General features: G+C 41.7%; 23 protein-coding genes. 14 read left to right on the forward strand and 9 right to left on the reverse strand.

Annotated features, from left to right (window positions below):
• The first annotated feature begins 75 nt into the window (after nucleotides 1–75).
• Complete coding sequence (gene yfcC / locus KR50_RS04965; protein WP_084215499.1) at nucleotides 76–1,599, forward strand: putative basic amino acid antiporter YfcC; 1,524 nt, start codon at nucleotides 76–78, stop codon at nucleotides 1,597–1,599.
• A gap of 74 nt (nucleotides 1,600–1,673) precedes the next feature.
• Nucleotides 1,674–2,846 (forward strand): beta-aspartyl-peptidase, encoded by a 1,173-nt coding sequence (gene iadA, locus KR50_RS04970; RefSeq protein WP_041055566.1) that lies wholly within the window; start codon nucleotides 1,674–1,676, stop codon nucleotides 2,844–2,846.
• 55 nt (nucleotides 2,847–2,901) lie between these two features.
• On the opposite strand, the gene KR50_RS04975 is transcribed toward iadA, so the two are convergent.
• The 3 genes from KR50_RS04975 to KR50_RS04985 form a co-directional block, all read right to left on the reverse strand.
• A complete protein-coding gene (locus KR50_RS04975; RefSeq protein ID WP_041055568.1) occupies nucleotides 2,902–3,036 on the reverse strand; it encodes a YvrJ family protein in 135 nt (44 codons plus the stop codon).
• A gap of 99 nt (nucleotides 3,037–3,135) precedes the next feature.
• Complete coding sequence (locus KR50_RS04980) at nucleotides 3,136–3,354, reverse strand: DUF2922 domain-containing protein (protein ID WP_041055570.1); 219 nt, start codon at nucleotides 3,352–3,354, stop codon at nucleotides 3,136–3,138.
• 29 nt (nucleotides 3,355–3,383) lie between these two features.
• Nucleotides 3,384–3,605 (reverse strand): DUF1659 domain-containing protein, encoded by a 222-nt coding sequence (locus tag KR50_RS04985; RefSeq protein WP_041055573.1) that lies wholly within the window; start codon nucleotides 3,603–3,605, stop codon nucleotides 3,384–3,386.
• 257 nt (nucleotides 3,606–3,862) lie between these two features.
• Between KR50_RS04985 and KR50_RS04990 the strand changes: the two genes are divergently transcribed.
• A complete protein-coding gene (locus tag KR50_RS04990; RefSeq protein ID WP_052476796.1) occupies nucleotides 3,863–6,940 on the forward strand; it encodes a cell wall-binding repeat-containing protein in 3,078 nt (1,025 codons plus the stop codon).
• Nucleotides 6,941–7,028: 88 nt separating this feature from the next.
• On the opposite strand, the gene KR50_RS04995 is transcribed toward KR50_RS04990, so the two are convergent.
• Entirely contained in the window at nucleotides 7,029–7,526 is a 498-nt protein-coding gene (locus tag KR50_RS04995; protein ID WP_041055576.1) for a DUF3231 family protein, read from the reverse strand.
• Between the two features lie 663 nt (nucleotides 7,527–8,189).
• Between KR50_RS04995 and KR50_RS18435 the strand changes: the two genes are divergently transcribed.
• Complete coding sequence (locus KR50_RS18435; protein WP_156969462.1) at nucleotides 8,190–8,354, forward strand: hypothetical protein; 165 nt, start codon at nucleotides 8,190–8,192, stop codon at nucleotides 8,352–8,354.
• 61 nt (nucleotides 8,355–8,415) lie between these two features.
• Here the strand turns inward: KR50_RS18435 and KR50_RS05000 are convergent, their stop codons facing one another.
• Both KR50_RS05000 and KR50_RS05005 read right to left on the reverse strand, forming a co-directional pair.
• Nucleotides 8,416–8,832 carry a universal stress protein gene (locus KR50_RS05000; RefSeq protein WP_041055615.1) on the reverse strand — a complete coding sequence of 139 codons (417 nt, stop codon included), beginning with the start codon at nucleotides 8,830–8,832 and terminating at the stop codon, nucleotides 8,416–8,418.
• A gap of 24 nt (nucleotides 8,833–8,856) precedes the next feature.
• Entirely contained in the window at nucleotides 8,857–10,314 is a 1,458-nt protein-coding gene (locus KR50_RS05005; protein ID WP_041055618.1) for a SulP family inorganic anion transporter, read from the reverse strand.
• A 598-nt stretch (nucleotides 10,315–10,912) separates the two neighbouring features.
• On the opposite strand from KR50_RS05005, the gene KR50_RS05010 reads away from it, so the two are divergent.
• The 6 genes from KR50_RS05010 to KR50_RS05035 all read left to right on the forward strand — a co-directional run bounded on the left by KR50_RS05010 (nucleotide 10,913) and on the right by KR50_RS05035 (nucleotide 14,762).
• Nucleotides 10,913–12,454 (forward strand): methyl-accepting chemotaxis protein, encoded by a 1,542-nt coding sequence (locus tag KR50_RS05010; RefSeq protein ID WP_156969463.1) that lies wholly within the window; start codon nucleotides 10,913–10,915, stop codon nucleotides 12,452–12,454.
• Between the two features lie 255 nt (nucleotides 12,455–12,709).
• Complete coding sequence (locus KR50_RS05015; protein WP_041055623.1) at nucleotides 12,710–13,147, forward strand: YwqH-like family protein; 438 nt, start codon at nucleotides 12,710–12,712, stop codon at nucleotides 13,145–13,147.
• Nucleotides 13,138–13,404 carry a YwqI/YxiC family protein gene (locus KR50_RS05020; protein ID WP_041055626.1) on the forward strand — a complete coding sequence of 89 codons (267 nt, stop codon included), beginning with the start codon at nucleotides 13,138–13,140 and terminating at the stop codon, nucleotides 13,402–13,404. Before KR50_RS05015 ends, KR50_RS05020 begins: the two co-directional genes overlap by 10 nt.
• Nucleotides 13,405–13,674: 270 nt before the next feature.
• Entirely contained in the window at nucleotides 13,675–13,896 is a 222-nt protein-coding gene (locus KR50_RS05025; RefSeq protein WP_041055628.1) for a spore coat associated protein CotJA, read from the forward strand.
• Between the two features lie 15 nt (nucleotides 13,897–13,911).
• Complete coding sequence (locus KR50_RS05030; RefSeq protein WP_041055630.1) at nucleotides 13,912–14,175, forward strand: spore coat protein CotJB; 264 nt, start codon at nucleotides 13,912–13,914, stop codon at nucleotides 14,173–14,175.
• Between the two features lie 17 nt (nucleotides 14,176–14,192).
• Nucleotides 14,193–14,762 carry a manganese catalase family protein gene (locus KR50_RS05035; protein WP_041055632.1) on the forward strand — a complete coding sequence of 190 codons (570 nt, stop codon included), beginning with the start codon at nucleotides 14,193–14,195 and terminating at the stop codon, nucleotides 14,760–14,762.
• 89 nt (nucleotides 14,763–14,851) lie between these two features.
• On the opposite strand, the gene crcB is transcribed toward KR50_RS05035, so the two are convergent.
• The 3 genes from crcB to KR50_RS05050 all read right to left on the reverse strand — a co-directional run bounded on the left by crcB (nucleotide 14,852) and on the right by KR50_RS05050 (nucleotide 16,963).
• Nucleotides 14,852–15,238: a fluoride efflux transporter CrcB gene (gene crcB / locus KR50_RS05040; RefSeq protein ID WP_041055634.1), complete on the reverse strand. Its 387-nt coding sequence runs from the start codon at nucleotides 15,236–15,238 to the stop codon at nucleotides 14,852–14,854.
• A complete protein-coding gene (locus KR50_RS05045; RefSeq protein ID WP_041055636.1) occupies nucleotides 15,235–15,633 on the reverse strand; it encodes a fluoride efflux transporter FluC in 399 nt (132 codons plus the stop codon). The genes crcB and KR50_RS05045 overlap by 4 nt, the downstream gene beginning before the upstream one ends.
• Before the next feature lie 202 nt (nucleotides 15,634–15,835).
• A complete protein-coding gene (locus KR50_RS05050) occupies nucleotides 15,836–16,963 on the reverse strand; it encodes an NADH-dependent flavin oxidoreductase (RefSeq protein WP_041055638.1) in 1,128 nt (375 codons plus the stop codon).
• 239 nt (nucleotides 16,964–17,202) lie between these two features.
• Here KR50_RS05050 and KR50_RS18885 point away from each other — a divergent pair, with 239 nt between their 5' ends.
• The 4 genes from KR50_RS18885 (at nucleotide 17,203) to KR50_RS05065 (ending at nucleotide 18,548) form a co-directional block, all read left to right on the forward strand.
• A complete protein-coding gene (locus tag KR50_RS18885; protein ID WP_408606141.1) occupies nucleotides 17,203–17,286 on the forward strand; it encodes a putative holin-like toxin in 84 nt (27 codons plus the stop codon).
• A gap of 236 nt (nucleotides 17,287–17,522) precedes the next feature.
• The gene (locus KR50_RS05055) at nucleotides 17,523–17,747 is read left to right on the forward strand and encodes a hypothetical protein (RefSeq protein WP_041055641.1); all 225 of its coding nucleotides are present in this window, start codon (nucleotides 17,523–17,525) and stop codon (nucleotides 17,745–17,747) included.
• Between the two features lie 125 nt (nucleotides 17,748–17,872).
• Entirely contained in the window at nucleotides 17,873–18,142 is a 270-nt protein-coding gene (gene rpsN / locus KR50_RS05060) for a 30S ribosomal protein S14 (RefSeq protein WP_041055644.1), read from the forward strand.
• Nucleotides 18,143–18,191: 49 nt separating this feature from the next.
• The gene (locus tag KR50_RS05065; protein ID WP_041055648.1) at nucleotides 18,192–18,548 is read left to right on the forward strand and encodes a hypothetical protein; all 357 of its coding nucleotides are present in this window, start codon (nucleotides 18,192–18,194) and stop codon (nucleotides 18,546–18,548) included.
• Nucleotides 18,549–18,552 lie beyond the last annotated feature (4 nt).

The raw sequence follows: 18,552 nt of genomic DNA on the forward strand, positions 1-18,552 counted from the left end.
CTTGAGAAAACGGCGGGGTTATGGGAAGATAGATCAGTGAATGTAGTCAATATTCAAAAAAAGGGAGGAAGGATTGTGGGAATAAAAGAGAAAAAGGAAAAGAAGGAGAATAAGGCCTGGAAGGTGCCGCATACGTTTGTGATTGTGTTTGGCGTGGTGGTTCTTGCGGCAATTCTCACTTATTTAGTGCCGGTCGGGCAGTTTGAGACAGAAGAAGTTACATATAGCCAGGGAGGCGAGGAATCGTCACGAACGGTGCTGATTCCGGATAGCTTTTCAATTGTCACCGATAATGAAGGTAACCAGGTTCGCGAAGGGACGAAGCTGTTCGAAGCTGGAGGAGAGGCCGGGTTTTTAAATTACGTTTTTGAAGGTCTCGTTTCAGGAGATAAATGGGGTTCAGCCGTTGGAGTTGTGGCTTTTATCTTGATTATTGGTGGAGCGTTTGGCATTATCCTGCGCACAAAAGCAATTGAACAGGGAATCTTAAGTGTAATTGATAAAACAAAAGGAAAAGAAATTTTAATTATTCCCATCATGTTTTTCTTGTTTTCGCTTGGCGGAGCAGTGTTTGGCATGGGTGAGGAAGCAATTGCTTTTGCTATTATTCTAGTTCCATTGATGGTTGCACTTGGGTATGATGCAATTACAGGCGTCATGATTACATATGTAGCAACACAGGTTGGGTTTGCCACTTCCTGGATGAATCCATTTAGTGTAGCGATTGCGCAAGGCGTCTCGGATGTACCTGTTCTTTCGGGTGCACCTTTTAGAATTGCGATGTGGGCTGTCTTTACGTTAATTGGTATCGTTTTTACCTGGCGTTATGCTGCACGAATTAAAAAGGATCCGAAAAAATCACTTTCGTATGATACTGACTCTTACTTCAGAAAGCAATCGGATCTGCAGGATCTGGACGCAAAATTCACCCTGGGCCACAGTTTAGTCATCCTGACATTGATTGTCGGACTTGGCTGGATTATTTGGGGCGTAATCGAGAATGCCTATTATATCCCTGAAATTGCATCTCAGTTTTTCACCATCGGTTTAGTGTCCGGTTTGATCGCTGTGGTATTTAAACTAAATAATATGAAGGTGGATGACATTGCAGAGGGCTTTGTCGAAGGAGCGAAGGATTTGCTGCCTGCCGCGTTGATCGTTGGTATGGCGAAAGGGATCGTGATTATTCTTGGAGGCGACAGCCCGGATGCACCGTCCGTATTAAATACGATGCTGTTTGGAGCGGGACAAGTGATAGGGGATTTCCCTGAAACCCTGTCAGCATGGTTTATGTACGCTTTCCAATCCGTTTTTAATTTCTTTGTGGTATCCGGTTCAGGTCAAGCTGCATTAACGATGCCATTGATGGCCCCTCTGGCAGACATTGCCGGGGTTTCGCGCCAGGTAGCCGTCCTTGCCTTTCAACTGGGCGATGGCTTGACGAATATCTTTGTGCCTACTTCTGCTGCTCTTCTTGGGACGCTCGGAGCAGCAAGAGTTGATTGGGGAACGTGGGCACGTTTTATCTGGAAATTTATGCTGCTGATGATCGTGATGGCTTCAGTATTTATAGTGATAGCTACGTTGATAAACTTTTAGTGAAATTAAAGCACTAAAGGGGTCCGGCCCCTCTAGTGTGGTAAAGATACTTTGCATTGAAAGGAGCATGCTTCATGTTGAAATTGATTCGGAATGGGGATGTTTATGCCCCGCACCCGCTTGGCAAGAAGGATTTGCTGCTGGTGGATGGAAGAATCGGGTTTATTGGAGAGAAAATTGAGCGCCCTGAGGGATTCGTGGAAATAGAGGAAATTGATGCTGAAGGGAAGATTGTGGTACCTGGATTTATCGATTCCCATGTTCATATTATGGGCGGTGGGGGTGAAGGCAGTTATAAAACAAGAACGCCTGAACTCAAGCTGACGGATGCGACACTTGGCGGAGTAACAACACTTGTGGGTGTGATTGGAACCGATGGCACGACCCGTACGATGGCGAGTTTGGTCGCAAAAGCAAGAGGACTTGAAGAAGAAGGCATTACCTGCTATGCGCATACAGGGTCCTATCAGGTGCCGGTTAAAACGCTGACGGGTACGATTGAGGATGATTTGATTTTAATTGACCGGATTATTGGTGCGGGTGAAATTGCGATTGCAGATCACCGGTCCTCTCAGCCCACGGTGGAAGAGCTTGCTAAAATTGCATCAGCCGCCCGTATTGGCGGAATGCTTTCCGGGAAAGCGGGTATTGTCAATGTTCATGTGGGAGACAGCTTCGATCATTTAGATGTCATTGAAAAGGTTGTGGAAACGACTGATATCCCGATTAAACAGTTTTATCCGACTCATATAAACCGCAATCCTCATTTGTTTGAAGCAGGTATTGCCTATGCGAAAAAAGGAGGGTATGTGGACTTTACAACGAGTTCCATTCCGAAATTTTTTGAAGAAGGCGAGGTGAAGTGCAGCGCCGCGTTAAAGAGAATGCTCGATCAAGGAGTGGATGGGTCGTTAATTACGTTCACTTCAGACGGACAGGCAAGTCTTCCGGATTTTAATGACCAAGGGGAGTTCCTTGGGCTTCAGCTCGGAAAGGTGACGACACTTTATCCTGAAGTTCGGGATGCCATTTTACAAGAGGATGTAGCAATAGAAGATGCTGTGCGGGTGATCACAGAAAATCCTGCAGCAATCCTTAAACTGACTCAAAAAGGCCAGATCAAAGAAGGAAAAGATGCTGATCTGGTATTGCTAGATAGCGAGACACTTGAGATTGATACTGTCATTTCTCTTGGCCAGGTCATGGTTAAAAACGGAGAAGCGGTTGTGAAAGGAACATTTGAATAACGTTTTTCAATTGAAGTAGGAGCTATCCCATTTACAGGATACGCTCCTCTTTTTTTTATCCTACTCGTTCGGTGAGCCCGTGTATGGATTGAATCACTGCTTCGAGTTTCGCTTCAATCCGGTGCAGTAAATAAAGGGTTACCACAATTGGAAATCCTACTTCACTAATCAGCTTAATCCACTCATCCATTTTGGTTCACTCCTTTCTTTTAAAAAATAGCAGAGAGAGTGCTGACAAAAGGCAGTCAGCTGTTTGCTGACCGCCTTTTGTGATTTAAGGTGATGCCGCTTATACTAATTCAACGTCTTCAACGCCTCGTGCTACTACGCGTGCACCGATAATGCCGATCAGTCCGCCTGATGGGGTAACAAATGCATCTTCAGCAATGATGTTTTCCATTACTGTTTTAATAGCGGCTGGATCTACTGGCTCGATGGGAGAATCAATCGATAGAGTGGAAGTGGCTCCGCCTGCCGTTTGAAATTGAAGTTCCAGTGACTTATTCATATTTTCACCACCTTTCTACTGAACTGTAATTAAAACGGTTGGATTCCGGATGTTTCAACGCGCTCTGTATCTATAAGTGAATAGCTGCACAATGAAGAAAGAGCCTGTGCGGTATTGTGAAGCTGATCAGCCGTTGCTGCAAAGCGGATACGGCTAAGTGTTTTACGCTTTAAAACTGGTGTTCCATCTTGCTTTAATCCATCCTCGAAAACCAAACGAAGCTTAACATCACTAACGTAACTTACTGCCATGGTCAATCACCTCCTTTCACCTCCTATATCGCAACGGGAAGCAAAAAAGGATACCTTAGATCAAATCTTGTTAAACAAACGTTTAATTTACTTCTAATACACAAAAAGATCTTATTGAGACAGAGCCATTTGTCACGATTTCATGCGTGAAAAAAAAAGAGAAAAATAGAGTAAAAGTACACTAGATAAGATTGCCAATTAATAGAAAAATATGGTTTAATTATAATGTAAGAATTATGAATTTATGGGGGATGTAAATGCAAAGGAAAACAGTAAGTGTATTTTTGTCGGTTCTATTAGTTTTTTCACTTTTTTTCAGTCAAGTTGGTTCTATGGAAGTAAAAGCTGAAGTTATGGTACCGAGTGAGGAAGAAACATTATCACTTGGAGAGCCTATGGAAGCGACTTTTGAAGAAGGGGAAATGGTTCATTGGTACAAAATCGACCCTGCTGAAATGGACATTGAAGAGTTTACGCATTATCGCGTAAAGCTTCAGTCTGAACAAGAGTTGAACATTACGGTGTACTCAAGCATTGAAAACGCCATGGACAATTTGGCATTCGATCGTTATATGAATTATTCTTACATGGATGAACCGGCAATTATTGATTTTCCTCTTGCATGGGTAGGTCCCTATTACATAAAAGTGGAATCGTATGGCGGAGAGTATTATGAAGACGAAAAAGGAGAAATTATTGAAATTACAGGCGCTCCCTATTCGATTGGGTATGATGGAATTACACTCGCTCCTTCTGATGAAATGCTTGGTGAGGAGTGTCCAGCAGAGCTCAGCATCAAACAGAGAGAAGAAGGAAAAGGTATTTTAGCAGATTTACGGACAATTCGGGAAGACGTTCTTTCAAAAACAACTAAAGGGAAAGATCTGTCTGCCGTTTATTACAAAGCAGCTCCTTTTATCAGTACGAAAATGGTATTAAGCAAAACAACAAGAGAAGATGTTTTTAATTATTTAGTGAAGTTAAAACCGTTATTTAAAGACACGGCGGAGAATGGAAGTTCAAGCACTTACAAAATTACAAAAGAAGATCAGGAAGCAATCAATGGCCTGTATTCGATTGCGCTTGATTCTGTTCCTGAGTTTCTTAAAGGAGATATACAAAAAGCCGGCACGAGTGTCGGGGTTTCTGATTTGACGAATCAAACCGTTACTTCCATTTTGTCAAAAGGCGGCTACTCAACTGAGAAAGCTGATGACAATCGTCTCATTGTGAAACTGAAAGATGGAAAGAATATCAGCAGCATTCAATCTAAATCAAAATCCTTTGGTGTTCAATCGATTGAACCACTCGCAGCTGACGAGTCTGTTTTTCCAAACATGTTTGTGCTTGAAGTAGAAGCAGGTTCTTCTTATCAGGCTTCTGCCAAATCGATGAAGACTGCTGCTGCAAGCCTTAACAAGCTTTCTGAAGTAGAGTTTGTAGAACCTGTTCAGCAGTATCAGGCATTAACAGCGGATGCTCAGTTTTCTTATCAGTGGTCGCTTGAAAATGACGGCGCCGTTCAAGGAGAAGCTGGTGCTGATATTAAGTATTTAGAGCTTCGTGACTTGCTTGAAGGAAGAGAGCTTACCAATACACTGATTGCTGTCTTAGATACAGGAGTAGATCATACGCTTGCAGATCTAAGCGACAGTGTTCAAACGGAATCAGGCTACAACTTTGTTGGCAGGAATACGGATGCAATGGATGATTACGGGCACGGTACTCATGTAGCGGGGATTATTGCCGCTGCTACTGATAATCATTATTCAATGGCTGGAATTAATCCTTATGCAGATATCATGTCTGTCAAGGTTCTTGACTCTTCAGGCGGCGGGGACACAGAGCAAATTGCATACGGAATTAAGTACGCGGTTGACCAAGGTGCACAAGTATTAAATCTAAGCCTCGGCGGACCTTACAGCCGGGTAATCGAATATGCGTTAAAATATGCAAATGACCGCGATGTAACCATTGTCGCAGCCAGCGGCAATGAGGGCTACGAAGAGGTTTCTTATCCAGGGTCTTCAAAGTATGCAATCGCAGTTGGTTCAACAAATAGAATGGATATCGTGGCGGATTACTCGAATTATGGAGAGGGTCTTGATTTGGTTGCCCCTGGATCCGAGGTTCCAAGTCTGATGCCTGATGGCAATGTGGTCTACCAAAGCGGAACATCCATGGCTGCGCCGCACGTAGCGGCTGTTGCAGGACTTTTGCTGTCACATGATCCAACATTGCTTCCGAGTGATATCGAAAATATTTTAACTCAAACTGCACAAGATGTAGCGTTTGAAGAAAATGATAATCCATATGTACCATATGATCCGGAAGATCCATACTTTACTACGCAATCCAGAGCAGGATATGATCTTATATCAGGCTGGGGCAGATTAGATGCCTATAGTGCGATCAACTATTCTGATGATTATGATGGAACAGATGAACTGTTTGAACGACTCAACGGGAAAGACCGTTATGAAACATCCGTTAAAGTATCTGTTGAAGGATGGAAAAGTTCAGAGCATGTTGTGATTGCTGCTGGAGGCAATTACCCTGATGCACTTAGTGCGACACCTTTAGCTTACAAGCATCAAGCACCACTTTTGTTAACAAAAGCAAACTCTTTGCCTGCCAGTGTGAAGGACGAAATCGTACGTCTTAACGCCAAATCAGCTACAATCGTTGGCGGCGATTATGTGGTTTCACCTAATGTGGAGAAAGAATTGAAGAGTTTAGGTGTAAAAAGCATTAAGCGAATTGGCGGGAAGGATCGCTATGAGACATCTGTCAACGTCGCTAAAGATCTTGGGCTGACTGAATTGGCTGTAGTCGTTAATGGAAACAGCTATGCTGATGCCCTATCAATAGCACCTGTGGCAGCTTGGATTGGAATGCCAATTCTTTTAACAAAATCGAATACCATTCCTCCTGCTTTACAAGAATACAAAAAAACGATTGAAAACCAAGCATTTATTATTGGTGGAGAATCAATGGTCAGCTCGAAAATTGCTAAGACGTTTCCTAATCAAAAGCGTTTAAGTGGAGCAAGCCGCTATGAAACAAATAGCGAAATTATTGATTACTTCCACAATTTAAACAGCGTTAATATGTCAACGGTCTTCTTTGCAACAGGTCAAAATTTCCCGGATGCTTTATCTGGATCGGCATTAGCCGCCATGAACGGCAATCCTTTAATTTTGACGAATCCAACGAACCCTAGACAGACAACTATTGACACCGTTTCTGGTTATGCGCATGAAACGGATAAGTACTACATCATTGGAGGGGAATCTATTCTTCCCACATCAACGATCGAGGCACTATTTGAATAAATAATAGAAGAAAGAGCTTGAGACACACATTTGTCTCAGGCTCTTTTTATGCAATAAAAGGAAATTTTAATAGAATAAAAAAAACCAATTACACTTGGTGAAGGGGTGGAGGAATTAGCCAGCCTTTGTCTTTGCTCAGGTTTAAAATTTTTGCCCCAAGTTGTGCTTTTTCCATATGGAATTGGCCAAATAGCATAGCGATGTCTTCACGCACAGATTGACCAATAATTTGACTGCAGCTGACAAGTGCAGCGGCGATGGCTGCTTGAACACTCGCGCACACTTCCATGTCTTGAAAGCGGGCACCTTCAGGGATTTCATCCAACTTTGCAACCGGACGCGCAGGCGGTGTAGGAGGTAGACCAATCCCATTTTCGCGCAAGATTGTTTCAATTTGATCAATTTCATGCTCGCTGACTTTAATTGCCTCATCCATTAGTTTTTGCAGATCATGGTCCCCAACATGATTCATCATGACCTGGTGTGCAGCTACACCTGCTTTTGCGGTTGTTAAATAAGACCATGTTCCAAATACCTCTCCGTAATGCATAGGCTCTGTTTTAGGGTTTCCACTTAAAATTCCCATCGTCATTCCTCCTTTTCAATTTTCACCAAGCTTGAAAACAGTCTCAGTGAACCCTGTTAGCCTGCCCTCTGGTAAAAAAAATATGATGAGAAACCTGAAAAAATTTGTTTTATTAGGTAGAAAAAAGAGATTTAGGAGAGGTTAATGATAACGAGTCAATTAGTTGAAAACAGGAGCGAACAATCGGCTGCTGAACCTTAGATTAAGAAAGCATCGACTGTGATGAGCTCAAGCTTAATAATGTAAATCACTGAAGACTGCCTTGTAACAATAGACGCATTATTGGTTTTATTGTAGGTTTCGGTGGAATCGGGCTCGTTTTTTGTTGTCAAATTAAAGCAAAGCTGAATAAGCTAATTTCAGAGATGTGCTGTTATAAATTTTGTTTAGTTTGATGGGAGGAACAGCCTGAAAAAATTTCCTCAACTCATATTGTTGAGTACAGGCTGGTATGAGATGATATAATAACTAAAGAGTGTGGTCGTCGAATCTGCTCGAATGATTAGATAAATCGTCATATTTAAGTTTGGGATATGACTGTATTCATAGATTAAAAAGTGTAAAAAAAGTGAAGGCTTGTAAAACATGATGCAGCGCGGCAGTAAACTTGTTTCACAAGTGTCCCTATTCCATGAGAAACAACAATTAAACGGAGGAAGTAATATGAAAAAAGGAGATATTATACTCTATAACGGAGAAGAATATACCATCCTTTCAGTTGATAATAAAAATTTTTGTGCTTTAAAAAGAAAAACCCACCCTTCGACTGTGGAGCTTGTGCATTTAAAAGACATTCGCAACTGCCAGATTATGAGTAAGATAAACTGATTTTAAATGCAAGAAAAGCAGATTCAGGCCACAGGCTGAATCTGCTTTTTTACTGTTTTTATTATTTAACCACCATTACAGGGGCATCAATATATTTTACGAGCTTGTGGCTTACACTGCCTAGCAGCATGGTTTGGAGCTTATTTCGCCCCCTGCTGCCAACTAAAACCAGATCATAGCTTTTACTGTTGGCAAAGGATATGAGGGTTTCTGCAGGGTCTCCGTGCAAAATTTCGATTGAAACCTGAATGCCTTTTTGTCTTGCAATGTCAGCGTTTTTCTCAAGCATTTTTTCTCGTTTATAGCGGGCGGTATCGCTATCGCCATAATGAAGGACGTCTGATTTTGATTTGTCTCCATCTACTACATATACCAAATCAATAGAAGATTCTTCTGGAGAAGCAGTAATTGATATTGCTTTTTGAAGTGCACGCTCTGCATGCTCCGAACCATCTATAGCAACCATTATTTTCTTCATTTCTCATCCCTCCTATGGAATCACTTAGTGACCATTATTCGATAAACCGCCTATTTTATTCATCAGATCCTTACTCTCGATATTCAAGCCTTTAAAGTGGATCTTGGTATTATTTTGTTTAAACTTCATTTCAATTTTGTCAATCGCCCCAGCAGCAGAGTCATCCCACAAATGGGCAGCGGAAAAGTCCAGTTCAACTTCCTCAACATCCTCTGAAAATTTAAATTCCTCGAGAAACTCAGTGACTGATGCGAAGAAAATCTGACCGCGAATATAATAGATTCGTTTATTGCCATCGTTCACAAGCAAAGACATCACTTTTACTTTAGATATTTTTGCAGCAAAGAACAATGCGCTTAAAACAACACCTGCTAAAACGCCTTGAGATAAATCATGGGTATACACAACGACTGCTACTGTAACGACCATAACCGCCACATCTGTTTTGGGTACAATATGCATGGTTTTTAAAGAGGACCAATCAAACGTGCTGATGGAAACCATAATCATGACACCAGCGAGTGCAGCCATAGGAATTTGAACCACGACTCCTCCTAAAATGACAATTAAAAACATTAAGAATATCCCTGCGACGAGGGTAGAAAGTCTTCCTCTTCCTCCTGATTTCACGTTAATGATCGATTGTCCAATCATTGCACAACCAGCCATCCCTCCAAAAAATCCAGTCACCACATTGGCAATTCCCTGTCCGCGTGTTTCCATATTTTTATCACTATCCGTATCTGTAGCATCGTCTACGATGGAAGCAGTTAGAAGTGATTCAAGCAGACCTACAACGGTTAAGGCAACAGCATATGGGAAAATGATCTGCAGTGTTTCAAACGTCAGTGGAATATCAGGGATTAAAAACATTGGCAGGGTTTGCGTCAAAGCACCCATGTCTCCAACGGTACGCACCCCGATGTTCATGAAAATAACAATTGCCGTGACAACGATTATAGCGACTAAAGTAGAAGGGACTGCCTTAGTCAGAAGTGGCAATAAATAAATTATAGCAAGAGTAAGAGCAACTAATGCATACATAATCCAGGATTCACCAACAAAATGGTCAATCTGAGCCATAAAGATTAAAATGGCCAAAGCATTCACAAATCCAATCATGACGGATCTGGGGATGAATTTCATATATTTAGCGAGTTTAAATACCCCTGCGAAAATTTGCAGAATACCTGTCAAAACGGTCGCTGCAAATAAATATTGAAGGCCATGGTCCGCAACGAGTGTAACCATCAAGAGCGCCATAGCCCCAGTTGCAGCTGAGATCATTCCCGGACGACCGCCGACAAATGAAATGACCACGGCAATACAGAAAGACGCATAAAGCCCTACCATCGGGTCAACCCCTGCAATAATGGAGAAGGCAATCGCTTCTGGAATCAAAGCAAGTGCAACGACGATGCCTGCCAGAACATCTCCCCTTATATTTCCAAACCATTCTTCTTTTGTAAAAACGCCTTTCATTTTTCTACCTCTCTCTATTTTTATTTGTTGACTTTTGAGTCTCACAAAAGTCATTCCCAGCTAATGAAGGCAGGGGAACAAGCAGACCTATTCTATATGCATGAAAAATAATCCTTATCCGAAAATGTGAATTTACAGAAATAAGGGTATTGATTATGATCCACTTTTAATCAGCGCATCTGAAAACTCATGTCCCAATAACTCTAATTAAAATAATGATTTCATTTAGAAATGCACTATTTTAACTAAGGATTGTTTGACTTGGTTAGGCTCAGAATATGGATGTTTGTTAAGGACTCTATTGACTCAAGATACTTTCCGTTTTTCTGGGATAGGAGAAGAAAGCTCCTTCCTCTTATAAGAGCACTTGATTTAAAACCACTTTTCTCTCTAAGAAAAGTCAACCGTTATGAACGAAATAAGTATAACATGCTGTTAACGAATTTCAAGAGTTGAACACAATTTAAATAGAGAGCAAGAAGTTTAACGATCCTCCAATAAAAAATAAAGAGAAACAGCATATTTATAATGGAAAAGAAAGGTTATATAATAGATAATAGGTATTTAGGATTATTTAATTGGGAGAGATGGTGGTAAGGTGGTTATTTTTAAAGGGAATAGATTGATGATCCTTTTTGCTTATATGACGGTCGCGTTAGCTGGTATTGTTTGGTTTCTTCATTCACAATTAGGGTTTGGACAGGCGACGGCCCTGCTTTTGCGCAACGATGTCATGAGCGGCGGGGATCAGCGGGTATATATGTTATTGGCAAGTTTAACTATAGGTTTTTTAGCTGCTGCTACTTTCTATTACATAAAAAGACCGGAAAGCGTGTGGTTTAAACTTTTAATTACACTTACGCTCACCCATGGGTCCATGCTGATTATCGCTTCTGGCAATGGGTGGGTAGAGTATCATTTTTCAATCTTTATGGTTATTGCATTGATTGCTTATTTTGGATCTATTCTTATGATTGGAATCAGCACGGTGATTTTTGCCGTTCATCACTTGGGCGGGTATTTTCTGTTTCCGGTTCTATTATGCGGGACAGAGAATTACTCGTTTCCACTGCTTTTAATTCATGCTGTGTTTTTACTTTTAACGGCGGGAGCAAATAGTGCACTTGTTTACAGCAGACAACAAAATGAAAAGGGATACAAAGAAGAAAAACAGCAGAATCAGCTGCGTTTCGATGAGATCGTTTATGAATTAAAGCAGTCTTCTCACTTCCTGCAGCAAGTTGCTTCAAGCATCGTAGCAGGAGCGGAGCAAACAAAAAGTGTCAGTCTTGAAGTAGCGGGTTCTATTACAGACTGGATGAAGGATACGGACCGTCAGTCGATGACCAGTGAGAAAAGCTTGGCGGAGCTGAATCAATTAACAGATGCAGCTATATTAATGAAGGACCATGCAGATCATTTGTCCGCACAAATGGCTGGGGCAGAACAGTTTGCAGTAAATGGGCAGTCAGCAATAGAGCAGACGTCAGAACAACTGAAAAAAGTATCCTCCATTTCTTTGAAAATTAAGGAAGAAATGAATCAGTTCCGTCAGCAAATGAGAGACATTGATGCGTTTGCCAGTTCGATCCGTCAAATTGCCAATCAGACAAATTTATTAGCGCTTAATGCTTCCATTGAAGCCGCTCGAGCAGGAGAAGCGGGAAAAGGTTTCGCTGTGGTGGCAGAAGAAGTGCGGAGGCTTGCCAGTCAATCTGAATCTGCAACGAAACAGATTACGGGAATGATCAAACAAATTGACTTGAAGAATGTGCAGATGGGCGCGTTAATTGATGAGGAATTAACAGAAGTTCAGGAAAGTGAAAACCAGATGAAAGCGACGTCCTGTACCTTCTCACAGATTCACCAGTCGATTGTAGCGGTGGATAAAAAGGTCAGTGAGCTGGCTGTCATTACACAGACACTTCACGCACAGGAAAAAATGATGAGAGAAACACTCCAATTATCAAAGCGTTATACTTCTGGAGGGGCAGCTTATGCTAAAGGGATTTCTGCCACATCAGAGGAACAGCTTGCTGCAGCAGAAGAGTTCACTTCTATGTCAGAACATCTTGAAGAACTGACGAAAAGCCTTGGGGCGCTTACAGAGAAAATTCAATCGTTTGAATATGTGAAGTAAACTGAAGCATTTCTACTGTCGTATAAATTAATACTAATATGATTCAAAAGATGGAATCCTCCAAATCTTATAAGAGGTTCATAAGTTGTGAGAATACCGGAAGAAGACGGTCATTTTGAACTACCTTATGAAATCGGGTCCAATTTCTTATTTTATCCAATTTTACAACATGCCGGTTGCCTGTCTATCATTTCCACCAGTACAATATAGGAAAATAGTAGAAATTGTGCGGCAGTCATTAAGGAGGTTTTTAAAATGGATTTGGCGGGAGAGTTAAATAATTTAACGAGCAGTATAACGTCTCAGCGCTCGAATATTGCAGCAGATATTCAACGGCTCGAAACGGCGTTAAGCGATATTAAACGGGAGCAGGAGACAGGGTTTCAAGAAAAGAAAACCCTTACTGAACCTGAACTTGGAGCTTCATGGAAAGGTACTCGTGCTGATTCATTTGATGAAGATCGTGAAGCGGCTAGTGAAAAAATGGATCAAATCCTTCATTATGATTTTTCCATGTATATAAGCTCGATTGAATCTAAAATCAGTACACTGCAAAATCAAATTGCTGCCTTGACCGCTTTGGATATCGTTTCAAATGAAGCGGAAGATCTCATCAGAAAAGGGGAAGATGCAATTGACAGCGCAATCAGTAAACTGGGTGAGATCAGGAAGGGGCTAGCATCATGGTTGTAATTAAATTGCATCATCATACTGTAATCCAGGCGCTGCTTGATGTGGAGCGGGCATTGGCTGACGTGACATTGACTGCACCACCTGTTTCCTCACTGGGGGACAATCAGCTTGCTTTTACTCACAAATGGGAAGAACGTGAACAGGGGATTCAGGAGCTTTTAGAAGCCTATCAGCAAATTGTGCAAAAAACGATAGAAGATACAAAAGCAAATGTAGATCTTTTAAAACAGCAGGATGAATCGATTGTTCGAAATTAAAGAAATGAAGGCGGGAAATACCGTCAAATCGAAGTTGTGATCCAGCAGAGATTCTATAAGCATAGTAATAGTGAATTAGCCGCCGCTTTGAACTGATTTCTATCAGTGCAAAGTGGTTTTTATATGGAGAAAATATGACAGGGAGGTAAAACAGTAAAGGGGCCAGACCCCTTTACTGCATTACCTCCCTAATCCGCCTGCATTTTTATGACTATTTTATTTTGGTGTGAATATACTCGGAGGGTAAGGTGCTATGTGGGAGGTGAAAAAATGACGCACGGACATGTTCCGTTTAGAAGGTCTTATAAACCGTTTCGAGGTCCTTTTGATCCGTGTCCCCCTATTGGAGTCAAGTATTATGTAACGCCTCCGAACTTATTTATTGGTTTTCAGCCTCCGAATTTTAAGCAATTCTCAGCGATCGAAGCGCTTAGAAAGGGCACACTTTGGGTTCCATTTTATGATTATTATGAGAATCCATATAAAAAATAAAGGAGGTTGACTCTTATGGCGCAGCCTCTAAGCCCGGACTATTACAAGCAGCTGGAGGAAATTCAGGCAGTTGATTTTGTCATTTTTGAGCTGGTTCTATACCTTGATACACATCCGAATGATTCTCAAGCCATCGAGCAATACAATCATTATGCTGCCCACAGTTTGAAATTAAAAATTGAATTTGAAGCAAAACATGGCCCTTTACGATTTGGGATGCCAATGAGGAATGATCAGAGATGGGAATGGAGTGAAGCTCCCTGGCCTTGGCAAGTATAAAAAGATGAGGTGCTCATATGTGGACGTATGAAAAAAAATTAATGTATCCCGTGAGAGTCAGTACATGTAACCCGACACTTGCAAAGTATCTAATGGAACAATACGGCGGGGCGGATGGGGAGCTGGCAGCTGCTTTGCGTTATTTAAATCAGCGGTACACAATTCCTGAAAAAGTAATAGGGCTGTTAACAGACATTGGAACAGAAGAATTTGCTCATTTGGAAATGATTGCCACAATGATCTATAAACTGACTAAAGACGCCACGCCGCAGCAGTTAAAAGAAGCGGGCCTTGCTGAACATTACGTCAGTCACGACAGCGCATTATTTTATAACAATGCTGCTGGAGTTCCATTTACTGCTTCATATATACAGGCCAAAGGGGATCCCATTGCGGATTTGTATGAGGATATCGCAGCGGAAGAGAAGGCAAGGGCGACCTATCAATGGATTATCGATCAATCAGATGATCCAGATTTAAATGATGGATTACGCTTTTTGCGGGAAAGGGAAATTGTCCATTCCCAGCGTTTTAGAGAAGCGGTTGTGATGATTTCAGAAGACAAAAATCAGAAAAAAATCTTTTAATACTACGAAAAGTGCAGGTCCTTGATGAAAACCCAGGACCAGCACTTAATTCAAATGACCCCATAAATGAAATGGTGAAAAATGGTTTTCTAGCGTCCCACACTTCCGATCCATAGCCCGGATATAAACAGCAGGAGGCTTCCCGCAATAGTAATGGTTATGTAAAGCAGCGCTTTTTTGTAAGCAAGCTCCCGGAATAATTGCACGGTTTCAATACTGAACGTAGAGAAGGTTGTAAACGCCCCGAAAAAACCGACGCCGATCACCAGATAAATGGAATCCTGCATGGCATTAACTGGAATGGCACCATAGATTATCCCTAAAAAAAGTCCAAGTCCAAATGAGCCCATTACGTTCACACTAAGCATAGCGACTGGAATGATGGGGGCGGGGAATCTTTTTTGCATCATTAGCCCTATTAAATAGCGGCTGACAGCACCGAGTGCTCCTCCTATACTCACAAGCAATAAATTCATGATGGCTGCCCTCCTTCTTTCCTTCCCCATTTTTCGCCTAAAAGTATGCCGGCAAAGGCGAGAGCAATACCTCCAAATAGTGAAATGGCTACATAAAGAACTGAAGGTGCCATAGAGTGGGCGGGGGAGAGAAACAGGGTATCTGAGGCGAGAGTGGACATTGTGGTAAATCCTCCGCAAAATCCTGTGCCAAGACCAAGCTTCACCCATTCTTTCGTTTGTCTGTGGACCAGGAACCCAGTAACTAAACCAAGCAGGAGACTTCCTGAAAGATTTTCAAGAACTGTGCCAATGGTCGAACTATGCCAAAATGTAAGTGTTTGTGTATTTAGAAAGTAGCGGCAAAGGGTCCCAAGCGCCCCGCCTGCTGCTACAGCCAATATATTTTTGAACATCCTGTCTTCACGTCCTTCAAAAATCCGCTTTGAAAAACAGTTTATCACAAGTGAGGAAAACCCATCGATTCCTTAATTTGAACGACCCCAACGTATTGGCAAAAAACGGGAGAAGTTGGGGGGTTCTCGCCATTTTTAAATAAATATAAATATAAACGGCCTAAAAAAAACCACGCTTTAATTAAAGCGCGGTTTTTGTGGTTTATTCTTCTGTTTTTGCGTGTTCACGAACGGGGAACCAGCCCGGTGTATTGATAATCGCCTGCCATAGGGGCTCAGGAACGACAAGTTCTTCTCTGTCATTAACTGACAAGTCTGTTCTGATTTCATCTGCTTTGTTGTTCGCTGCTTTTTCCACCCATTTTGGTTCCATAATGAGTTCGCGTCCGAGAGAGATTAATGGAATGCCGCCTGCCATGGCTTTTTCCACGTCTTCTGGTGTGTGAAGAGAACCAACACCAATAACAGGGATTTTTTCTCCAACCCGGTCTTGAATTAATTGAACCCGGGAAGCTTTATCTTCAGGGTTTCGCATTGAACCTGCGTTAAAGTCCTGAACTGAAACATGGAGGTAATCCAGATTCTCCTCGACAAGACGGTCGACAAATGTAAGAGTGTCCTCCATTGTAATGCCCGGTTCTTCCATTTCTTCAGGTGAAATACGATAGCCAACAATAAAGGAAGAATCTTCTTTTGCTGTTTTTAGTACTTCATCCACAACAGCCAGCGGGAAGGCCATTCTTTTTTCCAGCGTTCCGCCCCATTGATCGTCTCTGCGATTCGAATGAGGGGAGAAAAACTGCTGCAATAAATAGGTGTTTGCGCCATGAATTTCAACTCCGTCAAAGCCCGCTTCCATTGCCCGGCGTGTTGCTTCGCCGAATGCTTTGATAATCGATTCTATTTCTTTTGGTTCCAGCTCGCGCGGCGTCATTGCTCCTTCACGCAATGGTGCGACTGCACTTGCGCTTACAGTTTGGTTGTCAGGCAGCAGTTCCGGTGGAGCCATACGTCCGCCGTGAAAAATTTGCAGAATCGCTTTTGCGCCTTTATTTTGAATGGCTTTTGCAAGAGTAGACAGACTATCGATTAATTCATCACGGTCCACACCAATTTCACCAGGGAATCCTTTGCCATCTGCTGTAACATTCGCACAGGCAGTGATCACGGTTCCGACACCTTCAGATCTTTCTTCGTAATAAGCGAGTTCTTCTTGAGATACTTCACCATTTTCTTTTGAAGCAAAATTTGTCATAGGTGCGAGCATCACTCTGTTTTTCAGCGTAACGCCATTTGAAAATGTATAAGGTTGTAAATACGGTGCTGTCATGATTTGTAGCCTCCTTAAATAATCAATCAGTTTCTAGTACATGATGTAGTATACGCTGATTTAATTAGTTACAAAAGGAAACTGCTTAAGGAATGTTTTTTGTTAGTCAGAAGGCATACTGGGCACTCTCAGCCAGATCTCCCATTTTCAACCTTCGTTAATATGGTAAACTGTTTTTAACAATAGAATTGTTTCTCAAGGGTGGTCGGCACATCCCGCTGAAAAGGGGGTGATGCTGTTTGACAACGTTCGAAGGAATTATGATGATGATTGCGTTTTCGGGTCTCGTCGTTTCGATTTTGTCATTTAACAAAAAAGAATAATCCACCCTTGAGTTTGGCGGCTCAGGTGGATTATTCGTTGTCTGCTTTATGCTGTCACCCTTAGAGGGCATTCTATTGCCGGCGTTTGGTGTGTTGAGCACCAAGCGTCTTTTCTGTAGTATATCATATTTTGTATACGGGTTAAATATGACAGCCTTCAGGCAGGTTCATATGTTTAGAATGAGCGAAGTAGAGGGAAAATAAGGATATATCCACTTTATGAACAGGAGGCAGCCATGAATAAAACAAAAACTTCATTACTCTTTTTCATTGCAGGTGTACTCTTATGGCTGATAAAAATTACATTCGGACTTGAAACGGCCATTTGGCTGACGTTCGTACTAGGAGCTGCCGGCCTGATTTTTGCCGTTGCAGGACGCAATTTAATCCTTATACTATGCAACGCCGCACTGATGAGCAGTGTTTTTATATTAATGGCAGTTGAAAACTTTACAGGCTGAATATACTTATTCCGACAAGATCTGTTGTCGGGATTTTTATATGAAATAAATAGTTGATAAATCGAAATGAATATGATTTACTTATTAAAGCGTAATGATTACGATTTAAAAGGAGAGAATATAATATGGCTAAAAAATCAAAAGTTGCTAAAGAGAAAAAGCGCCAGGAAATGGTGTTAAAATATGCAGCGTTAAGAAGAGAGTTAAAGGAAAAAGGGGATTATGAAGCACTGAAGAAATTGCCGCGTGATTCATCTGCGACCCGCTTGAAAAATCGCTGTGAGGTGACGGGTCGTCCCAGAGGTTATTTGCGCAAGTTTAAAATGTCCAGAATTGCATTTAGAGAGTATGCACATAAGGGTCAGGTGCCTGGTGTGAAAAAGGCAAGCTGGTAGTAATTCAGCTCTAGCAGCAAAATAGTTTGATTAATCAGAGGTGGTTAAGGTGAATCAGCATTTAATGGAGATACTTGCACGACAGATTATTGGTGAACTGCCGGAAGTTGAGCGGCAGCTGTATGAGTATATTACAGAGATGGAAGATTCTCTTGCTGCGCAATCGAGCACTTCCGATCAGTTTATGACTTTATTAGTGAAGCATTCGCCTCACCAGCAGGCTGCAGATCAATTTGGCCTATCCTTTGAAAAAACGATGGTAAAAATGAAACAAATTGAAATGAAAATTGATAATCAGTTGGAAGAAAAAATGAAATATGTAAAGTGGACAGATGTATCTGAGGAAGTACTCGGAAGCAAGAGACATAGGAATGGCAGTATTATGATTTTTCATTTTGATATGTAAAAAG

Source organism: Jeotgalibacillus campisalis, assembly GCF_000829515.1.
Taxonomy (GTDB): domain Bacteria; phylum Bacillota; class Bacilli; order Bacillales; family Jeotgalibacillaceae; genus Jeotgalibacillus; species Jeotgalibacillus campisalis.